The sequence below is a fragment of the Paenibacillus sp. NPDC101420 genome (genome assembly GCF_050277435.1).
Classification (GTDB): Bacteria; Bacillota; Bacilli; order Paenibacillales; family Paenibacillaceae; genus Paenibacillus_AQ.
The window spans coordinates 36946-58296 of sequence record NZ_JBNNSE010000004.1 but is presented as its reverse complement, the minus strand read 5'-3'; the positions used below and the strand labels follow the sequence as shown (position 1 = coordinate 58296).

18 protein-coding genes, 1 tRNA gene and 1 other RNA gene are annotated in these 21351 nt (G+C 45.2%); 3 read left to right on the top strand and 17 right to left on the bottom strand.

The window, feature by feature from the left end; genetic code table 11:
* Positions 1-4: 4 nt before the first annotated feature.
* Both ACQKMP_RS18205 and ACQKMP_RS18200 read right to left on the bottom strand, forming a co-directional pair.
* A complete protein-coding gene (locus ACQKMP_RS18205) occupies positions 5-1312 on the bottom strand; it encodes an aminoacetone oxidase family FAD-binding enzyme (RefSeq protein ID WP_341126483.1) in 1308 nt (435 codons plus the stop codon).
* A gap of 443 nt (positions 1313-1755) precedes the next feature.
* Complete coding sequence (locus ACQKMP_RS18200; RefSeq protein ID WP_339244268.1) at positions 1756-2244, bottom strand: MarR family transcriptional regulator; 489 nt, start codon at positions 2242-2244, stop codon at positions 1756-1758.
* Between the two features lie 161 nt (positions 2245-2405).
* On the opposite strand from ACQKMP_RS18200, the gene ACQKMP_RS18195 reads away from it, so the two are divergent.
* Positions 2406-3149 (top strand): nitroreductase family protein, encoded by a 744-nt coding sequence (locus ACQKMP_RS18195; RefSeq protein ID WP_427470315.1) that lies wholly within the window; start codon positions 2406-2408, stop codon positions 3147-3149.
* A gap of 140 nt (positions 3150-3289) precedes the next feature.
* Here the strand turns inward: ACQKMP_RS18195 and ACQKMP_RS18190 are convergent, their stop codons facing one another.
* The 13 genes from ACQKMP_RS18190 to ACQKMP_RS18130 all read right to left on the bottom strand — a co-directional run bounded on the left by ACQKMP_RS18190 (position 3290) and on the right by ACQKMP_RS18130 (position 18114).
* Entirely contained in the window at positions 3290-3967 is a 678-nt protein-coding gene (locus ACQKMP_RS18190) for a zf-HC2 domain-containing protein (RefSeq protein WP_339244264.1), read from the bottom strand.
* Entirely contained in the window at positions 3964-4455 is a 492-nt protein-coding gene (locus tag ACQKMP_RS18185) for an RNA polymerase sigma factor (RefSeq protein ID WP_339244263.1), read from the bottom strand. Before ACQKMP_RS18185 ends, ACQKMP_RS18190 begins: the two co-directional genes overlap by 4 nt.
* A gap of 473 nt (positions 4456-4928) precedes the next feature.
* Positions 4929-5294 (bottom strand): hypothetical protein, encoded by a 366-nt coding sequence (locus ACQKMP_RS18180; protein ID WP_042184038.1) that lies wholly within the window; start codon positions 5292-5294, stop codon positions 4929-4931.
* 229 nt (positions 5295-5523) lie between these two features.
* Positions 5524-5888, bottom strand: a transfer-messenger RNA (tmRNA) gene (ssrA, locus tag ACQKMP_RS18175).
* A 198-nt stretch (positions 5889-6086) separates the two neighbouring features.
* Positions 6087-6566 (bottom strand): SsrA-binding protein SmpB, encoded by a 480-nt coding sequence (smpB, locus tag ACQKMP_RS18170; protein WP_339244261.1) that lies wholly within the window; start codon positions 6564-6566, stop codon positions 6087-6089.
* Positions 6567-7298: 732 nt separating this feature from the next.
* Positions 7299-10178, bottom strand: a complete 2880-nt coding sequence (gene rnr / locus ACQKMP_RS18165; RefSeq protein WP_427470665.1) for a ribonuclease R — start codon at positions 10176-10178, stop codon at positions 7299-7301.
* 346 nt (positions 10179-10524) lie between these two features.
* Positions 10525-10758, bottom strand: coding sequence for a preprotein translocase subunit SecG (secG, locus tag ACQKMP_RS18160; RefSeq protein ID WP_042123332.1), 234 nt, complete (start codon positions 10756-10758; stop codon positions 10525-10527).
* A 211-nt stretch (positions 10759-10969) separates the two neighbouring features.
* Positions 10970-12256, bottom strand: coding sequence for a phosphopyruvate hydratase (gene eno / locus ACQKMP_RS18155; RefSeq protein WP_042123330.1), 1287 nt, complete (start codon positions 12254-12256; stop codon positions 10970-10972).
* Between the two features lie 68 nt (positions 12257-12324).
* Positions 12325-13869: a 2,3-bisphosphoglycerate-independent phosphoglycerate mutase gene (gpmI, locus tag ACQKMP_RS18150; protein WP_042123328.1), complete on the bottom strand. Its 1545-nt coding sequence runs from the start codon at positions 13867-13869 to the stop codon at positions 12325-12327.
* 1 nt (position 13870) lies between these two features.
* On the bottom strand, positions 13871-14623 hold the full coding sequence (gene tpiA / locus ACQKMP_RS18145) for a triose-phosphate isomerase (RefSeq protein ID WP_042123325.1): 753 nt from the start codon (positions 14621-14623) through the stop codon (positions 13871-13873).
* A 27-nt stretch (positions 14624-14650) separates the two neighbouring features.
* On the bottom strand, positions 14651-15832 hold the full coding sequence (locus tag ACQKMP_RS18140) for a phosphoglycerate kinase (protein ID WP_042184036.1): 1182 nt from the start codon (positions 15830-15832) through the stop codon (positions 14651-14653).
* Positions 15833-15948: 116 nt separating this feature from the next.
* Positions 15949-16959, bottom strand: coding sequence for a type I glyceraldehyde-3-phosphate dehydrogenase (gene gap / locus ACQKMP_RS18135; protein ID WP_036687120.1), 1011 nt, complete (start codon positions 16957-16959; stop codon positions 15949-15951).
* 102 nt (positions 16960-17061) lie between these two features.
* Positions 17062-18114 carry a sugar-binding transcriptional regulator gene (locus tag ACQKMP_RS18130; protein ID WP_042123320.1) on the bottom strand — a complete coding sequence of 351 codons (1053 nt, stop codon included), beginning with the start codon at positions 18112-18114 and terminating at the stop codon, positions 17062-17064.
* 335 nt (positions 18115-18449) lie between these two features.
* On the opposite strand from ACQKMP_RS18130, the gene ACQKMP_RS18125 reads away from it, so the two are divergent.
* Both ACQKMP_RS18125 and clpP read left to right on the top strand, forming a co-directional pair.
* Positions 18450-18524: transfer RNA gene (locus ACQKMP_RS18125), tRNA-Arg, on the top strand.
* 193 nt (positions 18525-18717) lie between these two features.
* Positions 18718-19314, top strand: a complete 597-nt coding sequence (gene clpP, locus ACQKMP_RS18120; protein WP_042184034.1) for an ATP-dependent Clp endopeptidase proteolytic subunit ClpP — start codon at positions 18718-18720, stop codon at positions 19312-19314.
* Positions 19315-19409: 95 nt separating this feature from the next.
* Here clpP and ACQKMP_RS18115 read toward each other — a convergent pair whose 3' ends face one another.
* Positions 19410-20048: a GDSL-type esterase/lipase family protein gene (locus ACQKMP_RS18115; protein WP_042184032.1), complete on the bottom strand. Its 639-nt coding sequence runs from the start codon at positions 20046-20048 to the stop codon at positions 19410-19412.
* 85 nt (positions 20049-20133) lie between these two features.
* Positions 20134-21234 carry a PdaC/SigV domain-containing protein gene (locus tag ACQKMP_RS18110; RefSeq protein WP_427470311.1) on the bottom strand — a complete coding sequence of 367 codons (1101 nt, stop codon included), beginning with the start codon at positions 21232-21234 and terminating at the stop codon, positions 20134-20136.
* Positions 21235-21351: the final 117 nt, after the last annotated feature.

Below are 21351 nucleotides of genomic sequence, written 5' to 3'. Positions count from 1 at the left end.
AAATTTATTGAATTGACTTAGCTAGCGCCATGGCGGCCACATATCCGGAACTCCAGGCCCATTGCAGGTTATAGCCGCCGAAATCTCCGTCGACATCCATCACTTCGCCAGCCAAATACAGCCCAGGCACCAGCTTGGATTCCAGCGTTCCTTCGATGAGTTCCGACGTATCAATGCCGCCGGCTGTCACTTGCGCATTCGTAAAGCCATTGGTATCCGTCACTTTAAATTCCCAACGCTTCAAGATTCGATAAAATTTTCCCTTGGTTTTCATCGATAGATCCTGGCAAAGCAGCTCTGGCTGTTGATCTAAGCCAGTCTCTTTTAGTAGGACAGAAACAAGCTTCTTATTGAAGATGCCAACAAGGCAATCCGCCACAGTCCGGTGTCCAAAGGTCTCCCAGAGCCTTTCTAAAAACTCAACCAACTCTTCCTCCGTGCGGCCCGGCATCAGATCAACCGACAATGTTACCTGTTCTCCTCTTGCAAGATGATACGCAGCCTTCCTGCTTAGCTGAAGAATTGGCGGGCCGGTAATACCATAATCCGTGAAGGCAATTTCACCCTGTTCACTGCAGATGACTTTACCGTTCACAATGATATGAGCTTGTCCCTGAGATTTGATAGTGGACAGTGCCCTCATATTCGGATATTGCAGCTTCAATTGCACAATGGCCGGCAAAGGCTCAATCAGGGTGTGTCCCAGACGTTCGGCAAGTGTATACCCAGGAGGTTCTTTTCCCGCATTTGGACCGGCAAGACCACCCGCAGATAGAAGTAGATAGTCGCTAGTATAAACAACCTCCTCCTCTGTCTCCGTTTGGCATTTTATCTTGAAGCGCGGATGATTCTTCGAAACAGTAACATCCAACACTTTGTTATTGAGGTATACCGGAACATTCCGATCCTCCAGCGCAAGCTGGAAAATATCCAGCACCGCTGCTGCCTGCAGCGACATTGGATACATCAAGCCCTCCTTCAATCTTGTAAGCGGAAGCCCGAGGAAGGAGAAAAAATCTATGGTTTGACGGATGCCAAATTGCTGCAATACCGCAAGTGGAAATCCGGCCTGATTACTGTGATACTTGCGCGATAAAGCGATTGCTTCATCCGTACCCGTTGCAGTGGATTCATTCGTAATGTTACAGCGGCCATCACCTGTCATTAATATCTTCTTTCCAATCCGGTCGTTACCCTCCAGAATGGCAGTATCGATACCCATATCACGCGCAGTAACGGCGGCCATTAGTCCGGCAGCACCTGCGCCGATAATAAACAGCTTGTGGTGCATAGAAGTCTGATTCTCATACATGGTTGGTCAATGCATCCTTTATCCAATTTTTCTAAAAGCACAGAGTCACTTTATTAAATTATAGCATAAGTATACTGGTTTTCATTTATATCTCCCTATTAACTCTTCCTATCCTATGTTTGCCTTTTTTATCCCTATATAGAACCTTAAATTTTTTTGGCCTTCAAAACTTTCACAACTCTAAGACTGAATGAATAGCATTTCCAGAGCTTATCAACTTTGATTACGGGACGAGCATGCTTTCTACACTGCAATCTTTAATTCCATACACGTAAGATACTGGACCTAGCAAAATACGCAGTTTTTTTGAACCATTACACATAGTCTAGATCATACTTTGAAAAACATAAAAAAAGACACCCTTCAAGGTGTCTTTCACTGGTACTCCATATGGAGGAGAACCGTGGCGATGCAAAACCGTTACCTATCGGAGCACCCATGCCCTATCGCAGACGGGCTAGCTTCTCCAAAAAGTCTGCCACAATTTCCAACGACGCTGCATCGAAACTTGTCAACAGTTCCATCACCTTTTGATCTTTCTCCTGGTGGAATACCCGATGCAGTTCGGCCAATTCGGTGCCGAGCGGAGTCATGGAGAAATAAATTTCTTTCAGGTTGTCCGGCAGCTGGGTTTTCCGGATCAGGTCATAATCCAGCAATTTGCGGGTGATTTTGGAGACGGCGCCTTTCGTTATCTCCATATCGCGGGCGATATCAGCCCCTTTAATACCTTCATGCATATTGATGACGTCCAAAACGTGCAGGCTTGAGACGGATAGGCGGGGCAGCAGCCTTTTTAGCCGGTCGTCGGAGATGTGCTCTATGAGCCAAAGCCGATCCTGGTCCTCGTCGGTTTCGCTGATGAGGATCCGGTAAATGGACTTTTCGATACGGTTTTTGAGCTGAAGCAAATCATCATTCATATCTGGCATAAGGCAAGCCTACCTTTTTTCTTTTTATTATATCATGGTTTCCGCGGAAACCATTTGACAAGATATCTTTTTCTTGTTATCATCGTTTCCATGGAAACCATTTTGCAAAACACAATTTTCTTACAGCTTCCACAAAAACCATCGATTGGGAGGGAATTTTAATGAATGAGGTCATGCAAGTGATCCGCCAGCATCGCTCCATCCGTAAGTTTAAAAATATTCCGTTGACTGGCAAGCAAATCGAAGCCATTGTCGATGCAGCGCAAATGGCACCGACCTCGGCGCATATGCAGCCGTTCTCGATCATCGGCGTTAACGATCAGGAACTTCGGAAGAAGATCGCGGTGCATTCGAAAAATCCATCGATTGAGGAATGTGGGTACTTTTTTATTTTTTGCGCCGATCTTCATCGGATGATGTTGGCCGCTGGCCCGGACCAACAAGAAAAAATGGGTCGTAACCTGAGCTTCTCGTATTTTTACCAATCCGCTGTGCTGAGTGCCGCGCTTGCCCTGCAAAATGCCAATCTGACAGCCGAATCGATGGGGCTCGGAGCCGTGATTATTGGCGGAATTAACGAAGCCCTGCCTGGACTGGACGAATGGCTTGGACTGCCGGACTTCGTCATTCCTTTGGTCGGTCTTGCAGTAGGTGTTCCCGACGAGGTTCCAGAGCAAAAGCCACGGTTGCCACGGTCTGCCGTATTTTTTGAAAACAAGTATGATCCAGATCTTAAAGCAAAGGTCGAAAGATATGACCGGGAAATCGAGGAGTACTACGGCGCGCGAACGAATAACAAACAAATGGCAAGCTGGTCCGGAAAATTCATCGCCATGCTGGATAAAGATTTGCCGTTGGATGGTTATACGGAATACGTAAAAAGCAAAGGATTTGATTTGAAATAGTGAGAATTCTGTAAAAAGAGCATCTTATTCTATAGTTTCTTATCCCTGAAACGCAAAATCCACAACCAGATTCGGTTGTGGATTTAACATATGGAGCCGAGGGGAGTCGAACAGCCCTTGTCTCAACATGAGCCCCCTAATTATCGACTTGCCGTCGGCAGTTCCATTCCCTTCTTCCAAATCAGAATCGGATGATCCGGTGAACCGTAGTAGATGGACGTAATCTCCACGTCCTTACCATACTTCTTCTGATAGGCCCTTACATTCAGAGGATTGACGAACATCTCGCCATTGACTGGATTGGAGGCATTATATTTCTTCGATATGATAAGAGGATGAACGGGGATCATATAGAAACTCCCATCATCCTTAACGGTATTCTTCACATGAGCGAAACTATACCCGTCCCTGATTTGAACACGAAAAGCAATTTCACCGCTTGATATGGTTCTTATATCAGAAATAATAATATGGTCGGATGACACCGGTAGGATATTCCAGCGGAAAAGACCGAAGTAGCCAACAATCAACATTCCAAATACGGAAGCAGCCACAAACAATCCTTTCATAAAAGCCATCGATCGGGTACGGCTCCACATTCTTTTAATGCTTTGCAGCCCTTTTCCCTCCAATTTATTTACTTCCATATCTTGAATGGGCAAGCTCAGGCTGGATTTCAATTGTTCCAGAGAAGAACGGCAGTCAGGGCAATCAACAAGGTGTTCCTCCACCAGTCCCTTACTAGTTTCACTGCATATGTCATCATAATACAAGGGGAGAAGATCTTGAACTACGTCACATGAGATTCGGTTCATCATTTATCCTCCACTAGCAGATTTTGTATTCTTAGCCGAGCACGGTGATAGGTCACTCTTGCCCAGCTTTCCGTTCGCCCAAAGATTTGACTAATATGATCGAAAGATAGTTCTCCAAATAACCTGAGCATAAAAACCTCCTTATACGGCTCGTTCAAAACGTGCAAAACCTTATGAATACGCATAGCTTCAGTCTGATCAATGAGTTTTTGCTCCAGATTAATGCTGCCCTCTTCTTCCTGTACAGCCAACGAAGCTAACTTCCGCTGCCCGTTCATATAGGAGAAATAAGTATTTTTCGCAATCTGACACAGCCAGACGCTCATTTTGCAGTCCCCCCTGAACTGGTCAATTCGCTTCAGCGCTTTAAAAAAGGTTTCCTGTGTAATTTCCTCGGCAATCTGCTCGTCCCTGCTTAACGACAGCACAAATATGTATACATCACGGAAGTATTGATCATAGACTCCTTCTAATTCATCTGATTTGTCCAATGGTTCACCACCTTACATATATAAGACTAACTAAACATAAAAACGTTACAATGAATTCAGTTTATTTTATTGTACTTGTAATAGAAAAAAAGAAATAAAAAAGACACCCCTAAAGGTGTCATCACTTACACTCCATATGGAGCCGAGGGGAGTCGAACTCCTGTCCGAAGATAACGGCACATTAGCTTTTACGAGTGTAGTCACAGTTTTGATGTCACCCTAGAAGCATTCTAACCAGCATTTGATGAGTCCGTCTGATTTTACTTAGATAAAAATTGGCTATATTACTGTTCTTCCTTGTTATATATTTAACAAATTATAGAATCGTATAAAAATTACTTATCTATGGTTAAAAAAGGAGACTGATCATAGGAATATCTCCTTAGTATAGTGATGCAATTATATAAGTTAATACGCAAAAGTACCTTTGCCGCTACAGATGATGGCTGGACCCTTTTAATTATTAGAAGTTGCTAATTCCCTGCAGAATCAAGATACGTTTCAGCTTCTTCTATCGATTCGTACAAGTTTGCAATATCTTTAAACATACGATGCATTTGCGTTTTGTAGAAAGAGGTAGGCGCAACATACACCCATTTGTGTTTTGTAGAGATTCCAGCTTTCACAGCATCTTCACTAGTTGGAGCAAGAATTGCCAACACTTCTTGCTTAAATACCAGGCCACCAGTAATTACAGTCATACCTGTAAACCCTCGCTTAGTTTTCTTCAGTACTTTCGGAAATTGTTCCGCGTACGCAAGGGCATCCTCAACATCCATACCGTCCGATGTTACAATAATTCTGTTTTTGTTTTTAACATAATCAATAGTAAAACTCATGATAGTAATTCCTCCGAATGTTTTTGTTTTTGGATGCTTAATACTATAATTTTATATCAGTTCGGGCTCTTATAGATATTAATAACTTCAAAGTGAATGATCTAATTTTAGATGTAGACAACATGTCTACAATAATGAACACATTTAGTTCCCTATAACTCCTTGTCTACATTCGGTCTGCAATCCAACCACTAAACAGCAAAAAACCCGCTATTTTAGCGGGTTTTTCTTATGGAGCCGAGGGGAGTCGAACCCCTGTCCGAAGATAACGGCACATAAGCTTCTACGAGTGTAGTCACAGTTTTGATGTCACCCGAGTATCGCCCCGTAACCGGCTATACGTTGGGTCAGCCTGATTATCTTCTTCCGTTGACCCCAGGCGGAGACCAGACGGCGTATCCCACTACTTGTTAGCCCCTATCCCTGTCACATGGGCGATGCAGGGTAGAAGCACGCGCGCAGTTTCTTAGGCTGCGAAAGCGTAGTTGTTTTGTTGTTTGCCGTTTAATAGGCTTTAGCGTTGATGAAGCGGACGCGTCCCCACTACTCGCTACTCATGCTCGAACTACCCCCGTCGAATCCAAGAACGGCCCCTCATTAAAAAGGGCGCTTCGGATCAAGCGGATCTTCCAAGCAAGAGAGATCCTATCCACAGCTTCTTCTTCAAGAAGTCTGTAACGAAGCAATAATCTTACTTACTCAGTATATCACATTTATCAATACTTTAACACGTAGGTTAAAGGAATTGAAGGTGGAAACTGGTACTCATTTGAATCGTACATTCTTCCTAGATTATCTGGCGATCTTTTGCTTCTCACGCAATACACGCTGAATATCACGTTGAGCATCACGCTTAGCAGCAGAGTCACGTTTATCGTACTCTTTCTTACCTTTACCAAGACCAATTAACAGCTTCGCATAGCCATTTCGCACATAAATCTTGAGTGGCACAATCGTAAATCCATCTCGCTTGGACAAGCCCAGCAGTTTATGAATTTGCTCCTTATGCATCAGCAATTTACGAGTACGCGTCGGGTCCGTAGGGTTAGCACGATTACCTTGTTCAAAAGGGCTGATATGCATGTTGTGAATGTGAATCTCACCGTTACGGATCGTAGCAAAAGCATCTCCAATATTAGCGCGGCCATTACGTAGCGACTTGATTTCTGTACCTGTCAGCACCAAGCCAGCTTCATAAGTATCCTCGATAAAATAATCATGGGAAGCTTTTTTGTTCTGGGCAAGTACTTTCCCGTCTGCTTTTTTACCCATGAGAATCACTCCTTGAATCATATTCATAAGTTAAAGTAACCATGTCTCTCTAATCTTAAACGACATAGTCATCGAACGTCTGATCTATATTGTAACAAATGGAATCGATTGTGCGCAAGGAAGGATCAGGTAATCCTTTCCCAGCCATTTTGACAACTAGTTGTCAGTAAGTTTGCCCAATAGTTAACTTTAATTACATTTATTTATAAAAAATTGTTTATGTTTCTATATTCACACATCCCAGTCAACTCATACCCTTTTCTATTCACTCTCTCCCTCCGACGCTACCCTAAAGCTACATAAATGCACTTTATACATCTATTTAATATATTTAGATGCTCGATGGTTGTTTAGTTGTACTTTCTGCAGTTAAAAACTCAAAATCATGCCGTTTTGAAGATACTGATCACATTTTAATGTACAAAGTGCAATTAACCTCAATCTCTACTGAAACGCCGGAATTTTAACTGCACATTATGCAATTAAAAAATAAGCATCGTGATAGCACGGGTTACTTTGCTCCAACCCAAGTGTCATAGTTACAAACAATGCTGCAACCTAGCTTCTTCTGATTATTACTCAACAAACTTGTGGCAACCAATAGTCTCGGTCATAAATGAGAATTTCACACTTGAGCCGCGAAAAAGAATTAAAAAAGCACCGCCCCCAATCAAAGGGGGCAGTGCTTAATTTTGCGTCATAGAGCTACGTAATGTAGCCCAATAACGTTATTTATTTCTTCTTTCTCTTACGAGGAGCACCGTCTGGTGCGTTACCTGTAGTTTCACTACGTTTAGAAGCGGCTTGTTCTGACGTCTGAACGTTGCCTGGTGTCACGGATTGACCGATGAACACACCGCTTTTGTTCTTCTTTTTCCGGCGACCTTTACCTGTTGGAGCGCCGCTACGGCCTTCTCCACCGCCAAAGTTACCGCCGCGGTCCTCTCGGCTACGGAACTTCGTGCTGCCGTCCAGGCCGCGGACCTCGCCGCCGGAAGAGTCAGACGCAGGAGCGCCGTATCCGCCTTTGCCGGAGCCAAAGCCGAAGCTGATGCCGCGTCCACCACCGGCACCGCCGTTGTCACCGCCGCGGCCTCGCCCGCCGCTGCGCTCACGTGGCGCGCCTGCGTTGCCGGCTTCGCCCCCGCGCTCTGCGCCGGGGCTTCCGCCCGGCGCTGTAACTACCCGGCTCGCATCCTCGCCGGAATCACGCCCGCGCTTCCGCTTTCCGCGTCCGCCCGGTGCGCCAACACCGGCCGCTTCGCGCGGCCCTTCGCCGGCGCGCACACCAGCGCCCGGCTTGCCCTTGCCCGCGCCTACAGCAGCGCCGGGCTTGCCTTTACCGCCGCGGCCCTTGCTGCCCGCGCCGCCTTTACCCCCGGCTGGCGCCTTGAAGCCGCCGCTACCTGGACGGCCGCCTTTGCCACCGCGGCCGCCTCCAAAACCACCGCCGCGATGCTCACCTGGCGCGCGTGGTTTCATGTCGACCAACTCGAAATCGATCGTGTGGTCATCCATGTTTACCTTGGCGACTCGAATTTTCACCTCGTCGCCAATACGGAACACCCGTGATGTGCGCTCGCCGATGAGCGCCATATGGGCCTCGTCGAAGTGATAATAATCGTCGCTCATAGCGCTGAGTCGAATAAGGCCTTCGACAGTATTGTCCAGCTCGATGAACATTCCGAAGCTGGTCACACTGCTGACCATTGCCTCGAATTCCTCGCCTACTTTATCCTGCATGTATTCAGCTTTCTTCAGCTGCTCTGTATCGCGTTCTGCTTCTACCGCTACACGCTCACGCTCCGAGGACTGCTGAGCAATGTCAGGCATCCGGCCGGCCAAATAATCATGTCGTTTCTGGCTCAGCGCCCCTCCATTCTCAATCACTTCACGCATTACGCGGTGAATGACCAGATCGGGGTAACGGCGAATCGGCGAAGTGAAGTGGGAATAGTATTCCGCAGCCAGTCCGAAATGGCCTGTGCTCTCCGCATCATATTTTGCCTGCTTCATGGAACGCAACATCATTGTGCTAATAACGGTCTGTTCTTTAGTCCCTTGGATTTGCTCCAACAGATCCTGCAAAGCACGTGGATGAACTGAATTGCCACGTCCCTTCACGTGATATCCGAAATTAGCTGCAAAAGCCATAAAATTCTGCAGCTTCTCTGGATCTGGATCTTCGTGAATCCGGTAAAGGAACGGAACCTTCAACCAGTGAAAATGCTCCGCGACTGTTTCATTCGCCGCGAGCATAAATTCCTCGATAATCTGCTCAGCTACAGAACGCTCACGCTTCACAATATCTACAGCCTTGCCGTTCTCATCTACGATGATTTTGCTCTCTTCAAAATCGAAATCAACCGCGCCTCGCCGCATCCGTGCATCACGCAGCTTCATCGCCAATTCTTTCATGAGACGGAAATCATCAATTAATGGACTATAGCGCTCCAGCAATTCAGCGTCTTCATCCTCCAAAATTTTGCGGACATTGGAATAAGTCATTCTTTCCTTGGTGCGAATCACACTTGTAAAGACATCGTGCTTCACGACCTTCATGTGTTCGTTAAATTCCATCTCGCAGGACATCGTTAAGCGGTCTACCTGTGGATTCAAACTACAAATACCGTTAGACAAACGGTGAGGCAGCATCGGAATCACCCGATCCACCAAGTACACACTACAGCCCCGATCATAGGCTTCTTTATCGAGCTCAGAGCTCTCGCGTACGTAATAACCTACATCCGCAATATGCACGCCTAGCTTGTAGTTTCCGTTCTCCAGTCGCTGAACATTAACCGCATCATCCAGGTCCTTAGCATCCTCACCATCAATCGTGACAATGTTTAGTCCGCGCAAGTCGCGACGTCCCTGCTCAGCAATTTCCTCTTCTGTGATTGAATCCGGAGCGTTGTCCGCTTCGTTCATCACTTCAGCCGGAAAGGCCTCTGGCAGCTGATGCTTACGGATAATAGATAGAATATCGACTCCTGGATCATCCTTATGTCCGAGGATCTCAATAATTTCACCCTCTGCCGCTGATCGGCCTTCTGGATAATTCACGATACGTACAACGACCTTTTGACCGTCTACCGCCCCCATGAAGGATTGCTTCGGAATAAAAATATCGCGGTTAATCCGTTTATCATCAGGCAGCACAAAGCCATAGGTCTCCAGATTTTGAAATACGCCAACCGTCTGCAATACTCCCCGTTTTACAATGCGCTCAACTTCGCCTTCCATACGTCCGCCGGACGGACTTTTAGAGGTAATACGGATAAGGACGATATCACCATTCATAGCTCCCTTAAGATCATTCGCATGGATATATACGTCAGGATGATCACGATCATCCGGGATAAGAAAAGCGAAGCCTTTCGCATGAGCCTGTAACCGGCCTCGCAGTAAATCCATTCGTTCCGGCACGCCATAACGTGCATTACGAGTTAATACAATTCTTCCGTCCTGCTCTAATTCAATTAGTAGTTCCTCGAACTTTTTAAACCCTGTGCTATCTTCTAGAGCAAAATGGCTCACCAGCTCTTCATAAGTCATTGGTTTATATGCAGTTTCCCGCATGAAATCGAGTAATATTTCTTGTGTTATCATGTTCGTCACCCCAGCCCTCCGCGGCTCCAAGCCGCTGGCAAATATGTATGTCTTGTCCTGCTCTGTAGTAATGCCAAGTAAAATTTACCTTTACCTACTTCATACCCTAGTATACACGAAATCAATCCTGCGCATCCCTGTTACTGTCATCCAAAGGTAAACGCAGTACGAAATTTCATTCACATCGAAGGAGAAAGTTTATTTATTAAGGCTTTACCGTATCGAATCTTATTCTTTCTGCTATGCAAAGAAAAGCACCTGCAGGTGCTTTATCCCCTTTTTATTATAACAAAAAAGCCTTCGCTCCATTCCATTCAGAACAGAGCGAGGGCTTACTGTAGGTACTTTAGTCAATGAAAACAGCAGCTAGAATCGCCATAATGAAGAATCCTGCAGCAAGTCCAACTGTTACACGTTGTAGTACGAGTTCCATACCACGAGCTTTTGTTTTACCAAAGAGATGCTCAGCACCACCGGAGATGGCACCGGAAAGACCCGCGCTTTTCCCCTTTTGCAGAAGAACGACCGCAATAAGACCGACGGAAAAAATCAGGAGCACAACTTTCAAAAAGATATCCATTCACTTCCACCTCCTACGCCTAAGCATCACTATCTATGGTAATTGAGGTTATCACGATACATAAACAGTACTCTTATTTTATCATAGCAGTGCCGGTAATACAACCGCCTAGACTGTAAAGTCGTAGCTTTTCTTGAAAGATTAGGATAAACACATATTAAAAAAAGACCCGCCATAATGGCGGGTCTTCGTACTCTGCTATAAAAGCAGATTATCTTTTAAGGTTGTAGAAGGATTTCAGGCCGTTGTATTGAGCCAATTCACCCAACTCGTCTTCGATGCGAAGCAATTGGTTGTATTTAGCAACACGGTCTGTACGGGAAGGAGCACCTGTTTTGATTTGACCAGCGTTAGTCGCAACAGCGATGTCAGCGATTGTGCTATCTTCGGATTCACCGGAACGGTGAGAGATAACTGCTGTGTAACCAGCACGTTTAGCCATTTCGATAGCATCGAAAGTTTCAGTCAATGTACCAATTTGGTTAACTTTAACCAAGATGGAGTTACCGATACCTTTTTCGATACCTGTTGCAAGACGCTCAGTGTTTGTAACGAACAAGTCGTCACCAACCAATTGAACTTTGTCTCCCAATTTTTCAGTAAGCAATTTCCAACCATCCCAGTCGTCTTCGGACATACCGTCTTCGATTGTGATGATTGGGTATTTCTCAACCCATGAAGCAAGAAGGTCAACATACTCAGCGGAAGTGTAAGATTTACCTTCGCCAGCAAGTGTGTATTTACCGTCTTTGTAGAACTCAGTGGAAGCAACGTCCATACCCAAGAATACGTCAACGCCTGGTTTGTAACCAGCTTTTTCGATAGCTTCGATAATTGTAGTGATTGCTTCTTCATTCGAACCAAGGTTTGGTGCGAAACCACCTTCGTCACCAACAGCTGTGTTCAGGCCTTTGGATTGAAGTACGGATTTCAAGTTGTGGAAGATTTCAGCACCTGTACGAAGAGCTTCTTTGAAGCTTGGAGCTCCTACAGGAAGAACCATAAACTCTTGAACGTCGATGTTGTTGTCCGCATGCTCACCACCATTGATGATGTTCATCATTGGTACTGGAAGAGTTTTAGCGTTGAATCCGCCCAGGTATACGTACAAAGGAATATCCAATGCTGCTGCAGCTGCACGAGCTACGGCCATGGATACAGCTAGGATTGCGTTAGCGCCCAATTTACCTTTGTTATGAGTTCCGTCCAAAGTGATCATCAATTTGTCGATGCCCACTTGGTCAAGAGCGTCCATACCAATAACTTCTGGAGCGATGATTTCATTTACGTTCTCAACAGCTTTCAGAACGCCTTTACCCATGTAACGGGATTTGTCGCCATCACGAAGCTCTACAGCTTCATGAGCGCCAGTGGAAGCGCCGGAAGGAACGATAGCGCGGCCTTTAGCACCGGATTCAAGATAAACGTCAACCTCTACAGTAGGGTTACCACGGGAGTCAAGGACTTCGCGAGCATAAACATCAGAAATAATAGTCATTTTAGTTAATCTCCTTTAAACAATGTTTTGGTTTTGATTGTTGAAGCTTAATCTTAGGTATTGTTTCCTTATTTGCGACTAGCGATCATGGATTGACCAGTCATTTCCGCAGGTTGCGGAATTCCCATCAGATCCAGAATGGTTGGTGCTACATCAGCAAGGATACCGCGATCGCGCAATACAACATTTTCATCCGTAAGGATGAACGGAACCGGGTTAGTGGTATGAGCTGTGAACGGACGACCGTTCTCATCAAATACCATGTCTGCATTACCGTGATCGGCGATAATGATCGCAACGCCACCCTTGGCAACTACTGCGTCCACTACTTTACCTACACACTCATCAGTTACCTCTACAGCCTTGATTGTTGGCTCCAACATACCGGAGTGTCCAACCATATCAGGGTTTGCAAAGTTAAGGATAATAGCATCCTGTCTTTCCGCTTCGATTTCTGCTACGCAGGCTGCAGCCACTTCGTAAGCACTCATCTCGGGTTGAAGATCATAGGTTGCCACTTTAGGAGAGTTGATCAAGATACGAGTTTCTCCTGGAAGTTCCTCATCACGTCCACCACTGAAGAAGAACGTTACGTGCGGATACTTCTCAGTTTCCGCGATGCGCAGTTGCTTCTTGTTGTGTTGCACAAGTACTTCACCCAATGTGTTATCCAGGTTCTTCGGTGAATAGGCTACATAACCTTGTACCGTTTCACTGAAAGTAGTCAGGCATACGAAGTGCAAGTCTTGCGGGAACAAAGGACCCCGGTCGAAACCACGGAAATCTTGATTCGTGAACACTTGTGACAACTGAATAGCACGGTCAGGGCGGAAGTTGAGGAACACGACAGAATCGCCGCTCTCTACTGCCGTTACCGGCTTGCCTTCACTGTCTACAATCACGCTAGGTTCAACGAATTCGTCGAACACGGAATTTGAATAAGATGCAGTGATAGCTTGCAGAGCATCTGTGTATTTCGGTCCTTCGCCATAAACCATAGCACGATAGGCTTTTTCTACACGATCCCAACGTTTGTCACGGTCCATGGCGTAATAACGTCCGGATACCGTTGCAATTGTACCTACTCCAACTTCTTCAATCTTAGCCACCAGATCTTGGACAAACTTCTTACCACTATCTGGAGGTACATCACGGCCATCCATGAAAGCATGGATATACACTTCGTGCATATCTTCTTTCTTAGCCAGGTCAAGCATAGCAAACAGGTGATTAATATGGCTATGTACCCCTCCGTCGGATACAAGCGCGTAAAGATGAAGCTTTTTACCTGTGTTCTTAGCATTTCTAACTGCGGCTACCAGTGTTTCATTATCGAAGAATTCGCCCTCACGGATCGATTTATCGATACGAGTCAAATCCTGGTATACAATCCGTCCTGCACCAATATTTAAGTGCCCTACTTCAGAGTTGCCCATTTGGCCTTCTGGAAGACCAACAGCTTCACCACAAGCAGTAAGGGTAGTATTAGGATATTGTTTCAAGTAACGGTCATAGTTAGGTTTGTTAGCTTGAGCAACGGCGTTACCTTCAGATGTTCCACGCAAACCGAAACCATCCATGATGATCAAAGCTACAGGTCTTGGAGCTGACATCTTACTTCGCCCCCTCAACCAATTGAACGAAGGAAGCAGGCTGCAAGCTGGCACCGCCAACAAGCGCACCATCGATGTCGCTTTGGCCCATGTACTCAGTTACATTCTCAGGCTTCACGCTGCCGCCGTATTGAATACGAACAGCTTCAGCTGTTGCAACATCATACAAATCTTTTACAAGACTGCGGATGTAAGCAATAACTTCGTTAGCATCTTGGGAAGTGGAAGATTTACCTGTGCCAATAGCCCAGATAGGTTCGTATGCAATGACAACTTTTGCTGCTTGCTCGGCACTAAGTCCTTGGAATGCAGCTTCAGTTTGTACTTTACATACTGCTTTAGTTTGATCAGCTTCACGCTCTTCGAGCTTTTCGCCAACACATACGATTGGAGTGATACCGTGACGGAATGCAGCATGCATTTTCTTATTCACGATTTCATCTGTTTCGCCAAAATAAGCACGACGCTCTGAGTGACCAATGATTACATAGTCTACGCCAAGATCGCTAAGCATTACACCACTGATTTCTCCTGTGTAAGCACCGTTATCTTCAAAGTGCAGGTTCTGTGCGCCAATCTTGATGTCTGTACCTTTTGCAGCTGCTACAAGTGCAGGCAGGTTAGTGAATGGGGCGCAGATCACAGTCTCAACGCCTTCTACTTCTGCTTTGCCTTTGATGTCAGCAATAAAGCTTTCTGCTTCAGGAACTGTTTTAAACATCTTCCAGTTACCCGCAATAATTGGTGTTCTCATGAATTAAATTGCCTCCTTCTATACGTCTTACTTGTCGTTCAGTGCTTCTACGCCAGGAAGCGCCTTGCCTTCCATGAACTCAAGGGATGCACCGCCACCAGTGGAGATGTGATCCATTTGGTCAGCCAGGTGGAATTTTTCTGCTGCTGCTGCGGAATCTCCGCCGCCAATAACAGTGTAACCTTCAGTTGTTGCACAAGCTTTTGCTACTGCAAGTGTACCTTCAGCGAATTTATCGATTTCGAATACGCCCATAGGTCCATTCCAGACAACCAGCTTGGAGTTCTTGATAATATCGGCATAAAGTTCACGAGTCTTAGGTCCGATATCAAGTCCTTCCCAACCTTCTGGGATTTCATTGTAATTAACGATCTTAGTGTTAGCATCAGCACCGAATTTATCAGCAACCACAACATCAACAGGAAGCATGAAGTTTTTGCCAAGTGCTTTAGCTTTTTCGATGAATCCAAGAGCAACATCAAGTTTGTCGTTGTCTACAAGTGACTTACCGATTTCAAAGCCTTGTGCTTTAGTGAATGTATAAGACAATCCACCGCCGATCAGGACGTTATCAGCCAAAGACAACAAGTTATCAATAACATCAATCTTGTCTTTAACTTTCGAACCACCGATGATCGCAGTGAAAGGACGTTCTGGGTTAGTAAGAGCTTTACCAAGAACGGTCAATTCTTTCTCCATCAAAAGACCTGATACAGCTGGTAAGAAATGAGCGATACCTTCTGTCGATGCATGTGCACGGTGAGCCGCACCAAACGCATCATTGACGAACAAATCAGCCAGTTCAGCGAATTGTTTAGCCAATTCAGGATCGTTCTTTTCTTCGCCTGGGTAGAAACGAACATTCTCAAGTACAAGTACGTCGCCTTCGCCTAGCTCAGCAATTTTTGCTTTGACAGCTTCGCCAACAGCTTCGTCAGCTTTAGCTACTGGTTTGCCAAGAAGCTCGGACAGACGCTCAGCAGCAGTAGTCAAACGCATGGAATCTACGAATTGACCTTTAGGACGACCCATGTGACTCGCAAGAATGATCTTTGCACCGTTCTCAATCAAATATTTAATGGTAGGAAGGGTTTCGCGAATACGAGTATCATCAGTAATCTTACCGTCTTCTACAGGTACGTTGAAATCCACGCGTACAAATACGCGTTTACCCTTTACTTCTACATCACGGACGCTCTTTTTGTTCATGATTAATTCCTCCACACCCAAAGTTGTTTCTAGCAGGAAACAAGAAATACATTTAGAAAGAGCGGAAACAAGGAACTTCTGTTTCCGCTCTATAGATGTTACTTATATCAAGTCAATTACTTAGCGATTTTAGCGAATTTCTCCAAAGTACGAACCAATTGTGCAGTGTAGGACATTTCATTGTCATACCAAGCAACAGTCTTAACGAGTTGTTTGTCGCCAACAGTCAATACTTTAGTTTGTGTAGCATCGAACAGGGATCCGAAAGTCATACCTTTGATATCGGAAGATACGATTTCATCTTCAGTGTAACCATAAGTGTCTGGATCGGAAGCTGCTTTCATTGCTGCGTTGATTTCTTCAACAGTAACGCTCTTATCAAGAACAGTTACAAGCTCAGTCAGGGAACCAGTTGCAACTGGAACACGTTGAGCCGCGCCATCCAATTTACCTTTAAGTTCTGGAATAACAAGACCGATTGCTTTAGCAGCACCAGTAGTGTTAGGAATGATGTTCTCAGCTGCTGCACGAGCGCGTCTGAAGTCACCTTTAGCGTGTGGAGCATCCAAAGTGTTTTGGTCACCAGTGTAAGCGTGAATTGTAGTCATCAAGCCTTCAACGATACCGAACTTGTCGTTCAATACTTTTGCCATTGGAGCTAGGCAGTTCGTTGTGCAAGATGCGCCGGAAATAACAGTCTCAGTACCATCAAGAATGTCATCGTTAACGTTGTAAACGACAGTTTTCATGTCGCCAGTAGCTGGAGCGGAGATAACTACTTTCTTAGCTCCACCTTTCAAGTGTTTTTCAGCTGCTTCTTTAGTTGTGAAGAAACCTGTGCACTCAAGTACGATATCAACGCCTAGGTCGCCCCATGGCAATTCTTCAGGGTTGCGGTTAGCAAGAACCTTAACTTCTTTGCCATTGACTTTGAAGAAGCCATCATGCACTTCAACATCACCTTGGAATTTACCTTGAGTTGTATCATATTTAAGCAAATGAGCAAGCATCTTAGCGTCAGTCAAGTCGTTGATTGCTACCACTTCGATACCTTCTACATTTTGAATACGGCGGAAAGCAAGGCGTCCAATACGTCCAAATCCGTTAATTCCAACTTTTACACTCATTGAATAGTTCCTCCTAGAATTCGTTTTATTTATTCAAAACAGACCGTGAAGCCTGTCATGACAACAATGTTAAGTATGATGCAAGATATATGCTCTAGTGAGTTACGAGGATATCTGTAACTGATTATCAATTTCCTTGCCGATTTCCACAGCAGCAGCCTCGTCGGTGACGAGTATATTCTCCTGCCCGAAACGCAGCATGGCATGAATGGCTTTGGCCTTTGGTTTGCCTCCAGCAATACCGATGACTGTCTCCGTCCGAACAATATCTTCTAGACGTAGTCCCATCGTAAGCATCGTATGGACAACCTGACCATCTTCGTTAAAGTAATACCCAAAGGATTCAGCCACGGCTCCCTCACCCTGGATTTCTGAGACAGTTGCCTCATCCAGCTTGCGGCGGCGAGTCATTTCAATGGCATCCCCAATCCCATGTACAATAATACGCGAACTGCGGATGATTTGTACAATCTCTCCAATATTAGAGTCAAGTGCTAGTGACTGGTAGGCATCCCCACTAAGTAAATCAGGTACATGCAGCAACCGGTAATTCGCTCCTACCCGTTTTGCCATTGTTGAGGCAATCGTATTGGCTTGAATCTCCATACTCTCTCCTAATCCACCACGCGCCGGAACAAACCAAGCGTTCTTATAGGAAAGGGATAACGGCGGTGTCAGTTGATCAGCCATATCGGCAAGCGTTGATCCACCTGTGACAGCAACTATATCATCTGTACGAAGTACACTGAGCAGCGCTTTTGCACCCGCTCGGCCAAGCTCACGTTTGGTGAACGGCGATGACTCACAATCACCCGGCACCACAATAACTTTATCCAGACCGTACGTTGCCCGAATTTTCTCTTCCAGCTCATCCAGACCAAACAGGCTCTTAACAACCGGCTCTAGCAAATCAAGCAGTCTACGCCCAGCAGCGCTAATGCGCATGCCAACGCTCTCGATCTCAATGAGCCCTTGCGATTTCAGAAGATCCGTCTCGGCACGCAGTACCCGCTCAGTCATATCAAGTGAAGCGGCAAGCGTTCTGCGCCCAATTATATCGGACAGCATGATCTGATGAAGAATCGTGTACCGTCTCTTAAGGGTTTCCATGAGATCAGGCAGAAGCTGCTTTTGGATATCTAATAAATTACGCATACTTTCACTCCTGCAACTTCGTCTTCCTCTATTCCCTTGTTCATGGTCTCAAAATGTCCCGGGTAAACTTTTTAAGTCCCACTCATATTCTAACCAAATATTGCTCGAAGTGCAAGTCTTCCGAGAGTAGAATTCTCAAGCGCTTGTCTTCTTATACATTTATAGGATTGGGAAAGAGATTCAGCTCCAAAAAACCTGTCATTAACAATCCAGATTCTTTAGCTAAGTGAAACACAATGTACGCTTGTCCACCTTGAAGACTAGGGATAGAGCCTGAGTACAGTATTATTAATTCATTGCAATTGCACAGAAATTGTATTATAATCATTTTTGTTGCGCCCGTGGTCCAATGGATATGACGTAGGCCTCCGAAGCCTGAGATCCAAGTTCGATTCTTGGCGGGCGCGCCATTAATTTCACTTTTGTACATAATTTAGTAGTGCCTATACTACTACTTAACCAAAGAGCCGCGTGTCGGCTCTTTTTTTTGAATATAAGTTTGACTTTCTTTGACTTTTTGTTTGAATTTGTTTATCATGTGGGTAATACGGCAAGAGTAAAAATGAATACATTTGAAGAACCAATATCAAGGAGGTTTTCCACGTGAGTTATATTCCTATGGTAGTAGAACAGAGCAACCGCGGTGAGCGCGCTTATGACATCTATTCCCGCCTGCTGAAGGACCGCATCATTTTCCTTGGAACGGAGGTTAATGACGTGGTAGCCAATTCTATCATCGCACAAATGCTGTTCTTGGCTGCCGAAGATCCGGAGAAGGACATTCACCTTTATGTGAATAGCCCCGGCGGTTCCATTACTGCAGGTATGGCTATTTTTGATACAATGCAGTACATTAAACCGGACGTTTCCACCATCTGTGTGGGTATGGCAGCTTCTATGGGAGCTTTCCTACTTAACGCTGGCGCTAAAGGCAAACGCTTCGCGCTGCCTAACAGTGAGATCATGATTCACCAACCTCTGGGTGGTGCTCAAGGTCAAGCAACGGATATTGAAATCCGTGCCCGTCGTATCCTGAAATTGCGTGATAAGTTGAATCGTATTCTTGCAGAACGTACGGGTCAACCGCTAGAACGTATTGAGAAGGACACTGATCGTGATTACTTCATGACTGCTGCAGATGCGGCAGCTTACGGTATCGTTGATAAAGTCATCGAGAAGACACTGCCTAGCGGTGTGTAAGCTATAAAACAACACAAAGAGGCTGTGCCCTATCCACTTGATGGTTAGTGCACAGCCTCTTTACTTTTCAGACCACTACTTCATACGAATCTCGATTAATACAAACCACCATAACCAAGCGCATCCAGTTTCTCAGCAATCACACGGTAGCCTCGACCATTAGGATGTAAGTGGTCAATTGATAAAAGCCCTCTCTCGTTTCCTGCAAACTCACTATAAATAGAAGCAAATCCACATACCCGGCTACTGTACTGTGAGGCATAACTGTTAAACTGCCTTACCCACTCTGTAGCGCCTACTACCTGAGGATAGGGATTATACAATCCCACAATTCGAATGATATAAGGTCTACGCGTTCCCGCCTTCAATTGGAAGAGGATACTCATAATTGCAGCAAAATTCTGTTTGCACTCTTGCAATGATCTTCGCAGCTCTTTAGATAAATTTTCAGGTTGTCTAGCTGCAGCCTTCGCTGCATGGATTAAATCATTACCACCAATGGATAGAGTGATAATATCCGCTGCTCGAATGGCTTCACGAGTCATAGAGCTTCCGCGTAGCCGCTGTTCCAATTCAGAAGTAGTCAATCCATTCACGCCCAAATTCGTGGAGGCTACGTTAGAACGCAGTCTCCCTTCCGCCATTCTACGGTACACCGGTACAAAACCGTTACCTGGCAGAGCTCCAAATCCAGTCGTCAAGGAATCGCCAATTGCAGTGTATTGATAGCTCATAGCTCTCCCCCGTTCATAAACTAGTTACTCCATTTAGCATATGAATTCGAGGTGATTCTGGTAAGGGGGAGATGTCCAGTTCTATTTATTTTACAGCAGCAAATGGGCTGCCGCCTTCCGGCAACAGTTCTTTGAAAGTAAAGATGTATTCGGGGAACCCCGCAGCATAAGCTGTGTATTCATACAATTGGAAGAACAGAACGACCTGATCATCCTTCAGATAAAAATACTTTTCCGTATTCAATCCGTTGAATCCTCCCAAATAACTTTCCTCCGCTTTTACTAGCTTGTTTAACTTAGCATTCAACTCTTTTTTGTAGTTTGGGTTAGCTCCGAACAGGTCGCCCAACAGCAGACGTTTGCCATCCTTGAGCGAAAAGGTAAAAGCCTCCCGATTGGTCATACCATGAGCGCCGCCCGTATCGCTATACTCTGACATCACTAAACTGATCACACCATCCTGATTGTAGGTCACCACATAATCTATATCATAAGTATACTTAGGCTCTGACCCGGATCGATTCGAGATATCCTTCTCTGCGCCTGCAGCGAATTTCATGGCACTTTCTTTCAAAATATCATTCATGACCTGCTGTGCATTGGAATTGCTTAATCCACTAAACTTCGGATAATCAAGCTGGATCAAAGCCTCTTTCCGATCCTTAGCATAGGTCTCCGTGGTTACTATCAACGCATTCTGTGATCTATTCACCACATTCAACCTACTAGAGCCCCGACTCCAATCCACTTTATAGCCCAAATAATCATTTAACAGACCGGATGGAACATAGAGCCGGTTGTTTATTAGCTTTCCTTCATACTCTCGAATGTAATAATTATTCACCCAAATTGAAGTACCATAGCTAGATAACAGCAACTTGGCCTTAGTCGTTCCCTTTCCGATCGTGTATGCATTTTCTTTTTTATCATAAGTTAGAGGTAATTGCAGCACATCACGCATAAAGGTAATCGGAATCCAGACCTTCCCTTCCTGCAAAATACCTGTCTGCTGAGAAATTACCCCGTTCGCCTTTAAAGCTATACTTGCAGCAATAGCCTTGCTCTTCGTCTGATCAGACGCTGCATAACCCTTATTACTAGGCAGCAATCCTCCACCAAGCAATAATCCCGCCGACATCAAACCTATGCCCCATTTGCGTACTGTTTCTTTTGAGATATTCACCATCTAATTTTCCCACTCCTTTCCAGTTTATTAAACCTAATCTTAGAGAATTTACACAAAAAAAGAGGCATCCCCCACTATTACTAGTGGAAGATCACCTCTCCTCTCTGCAATCATCTT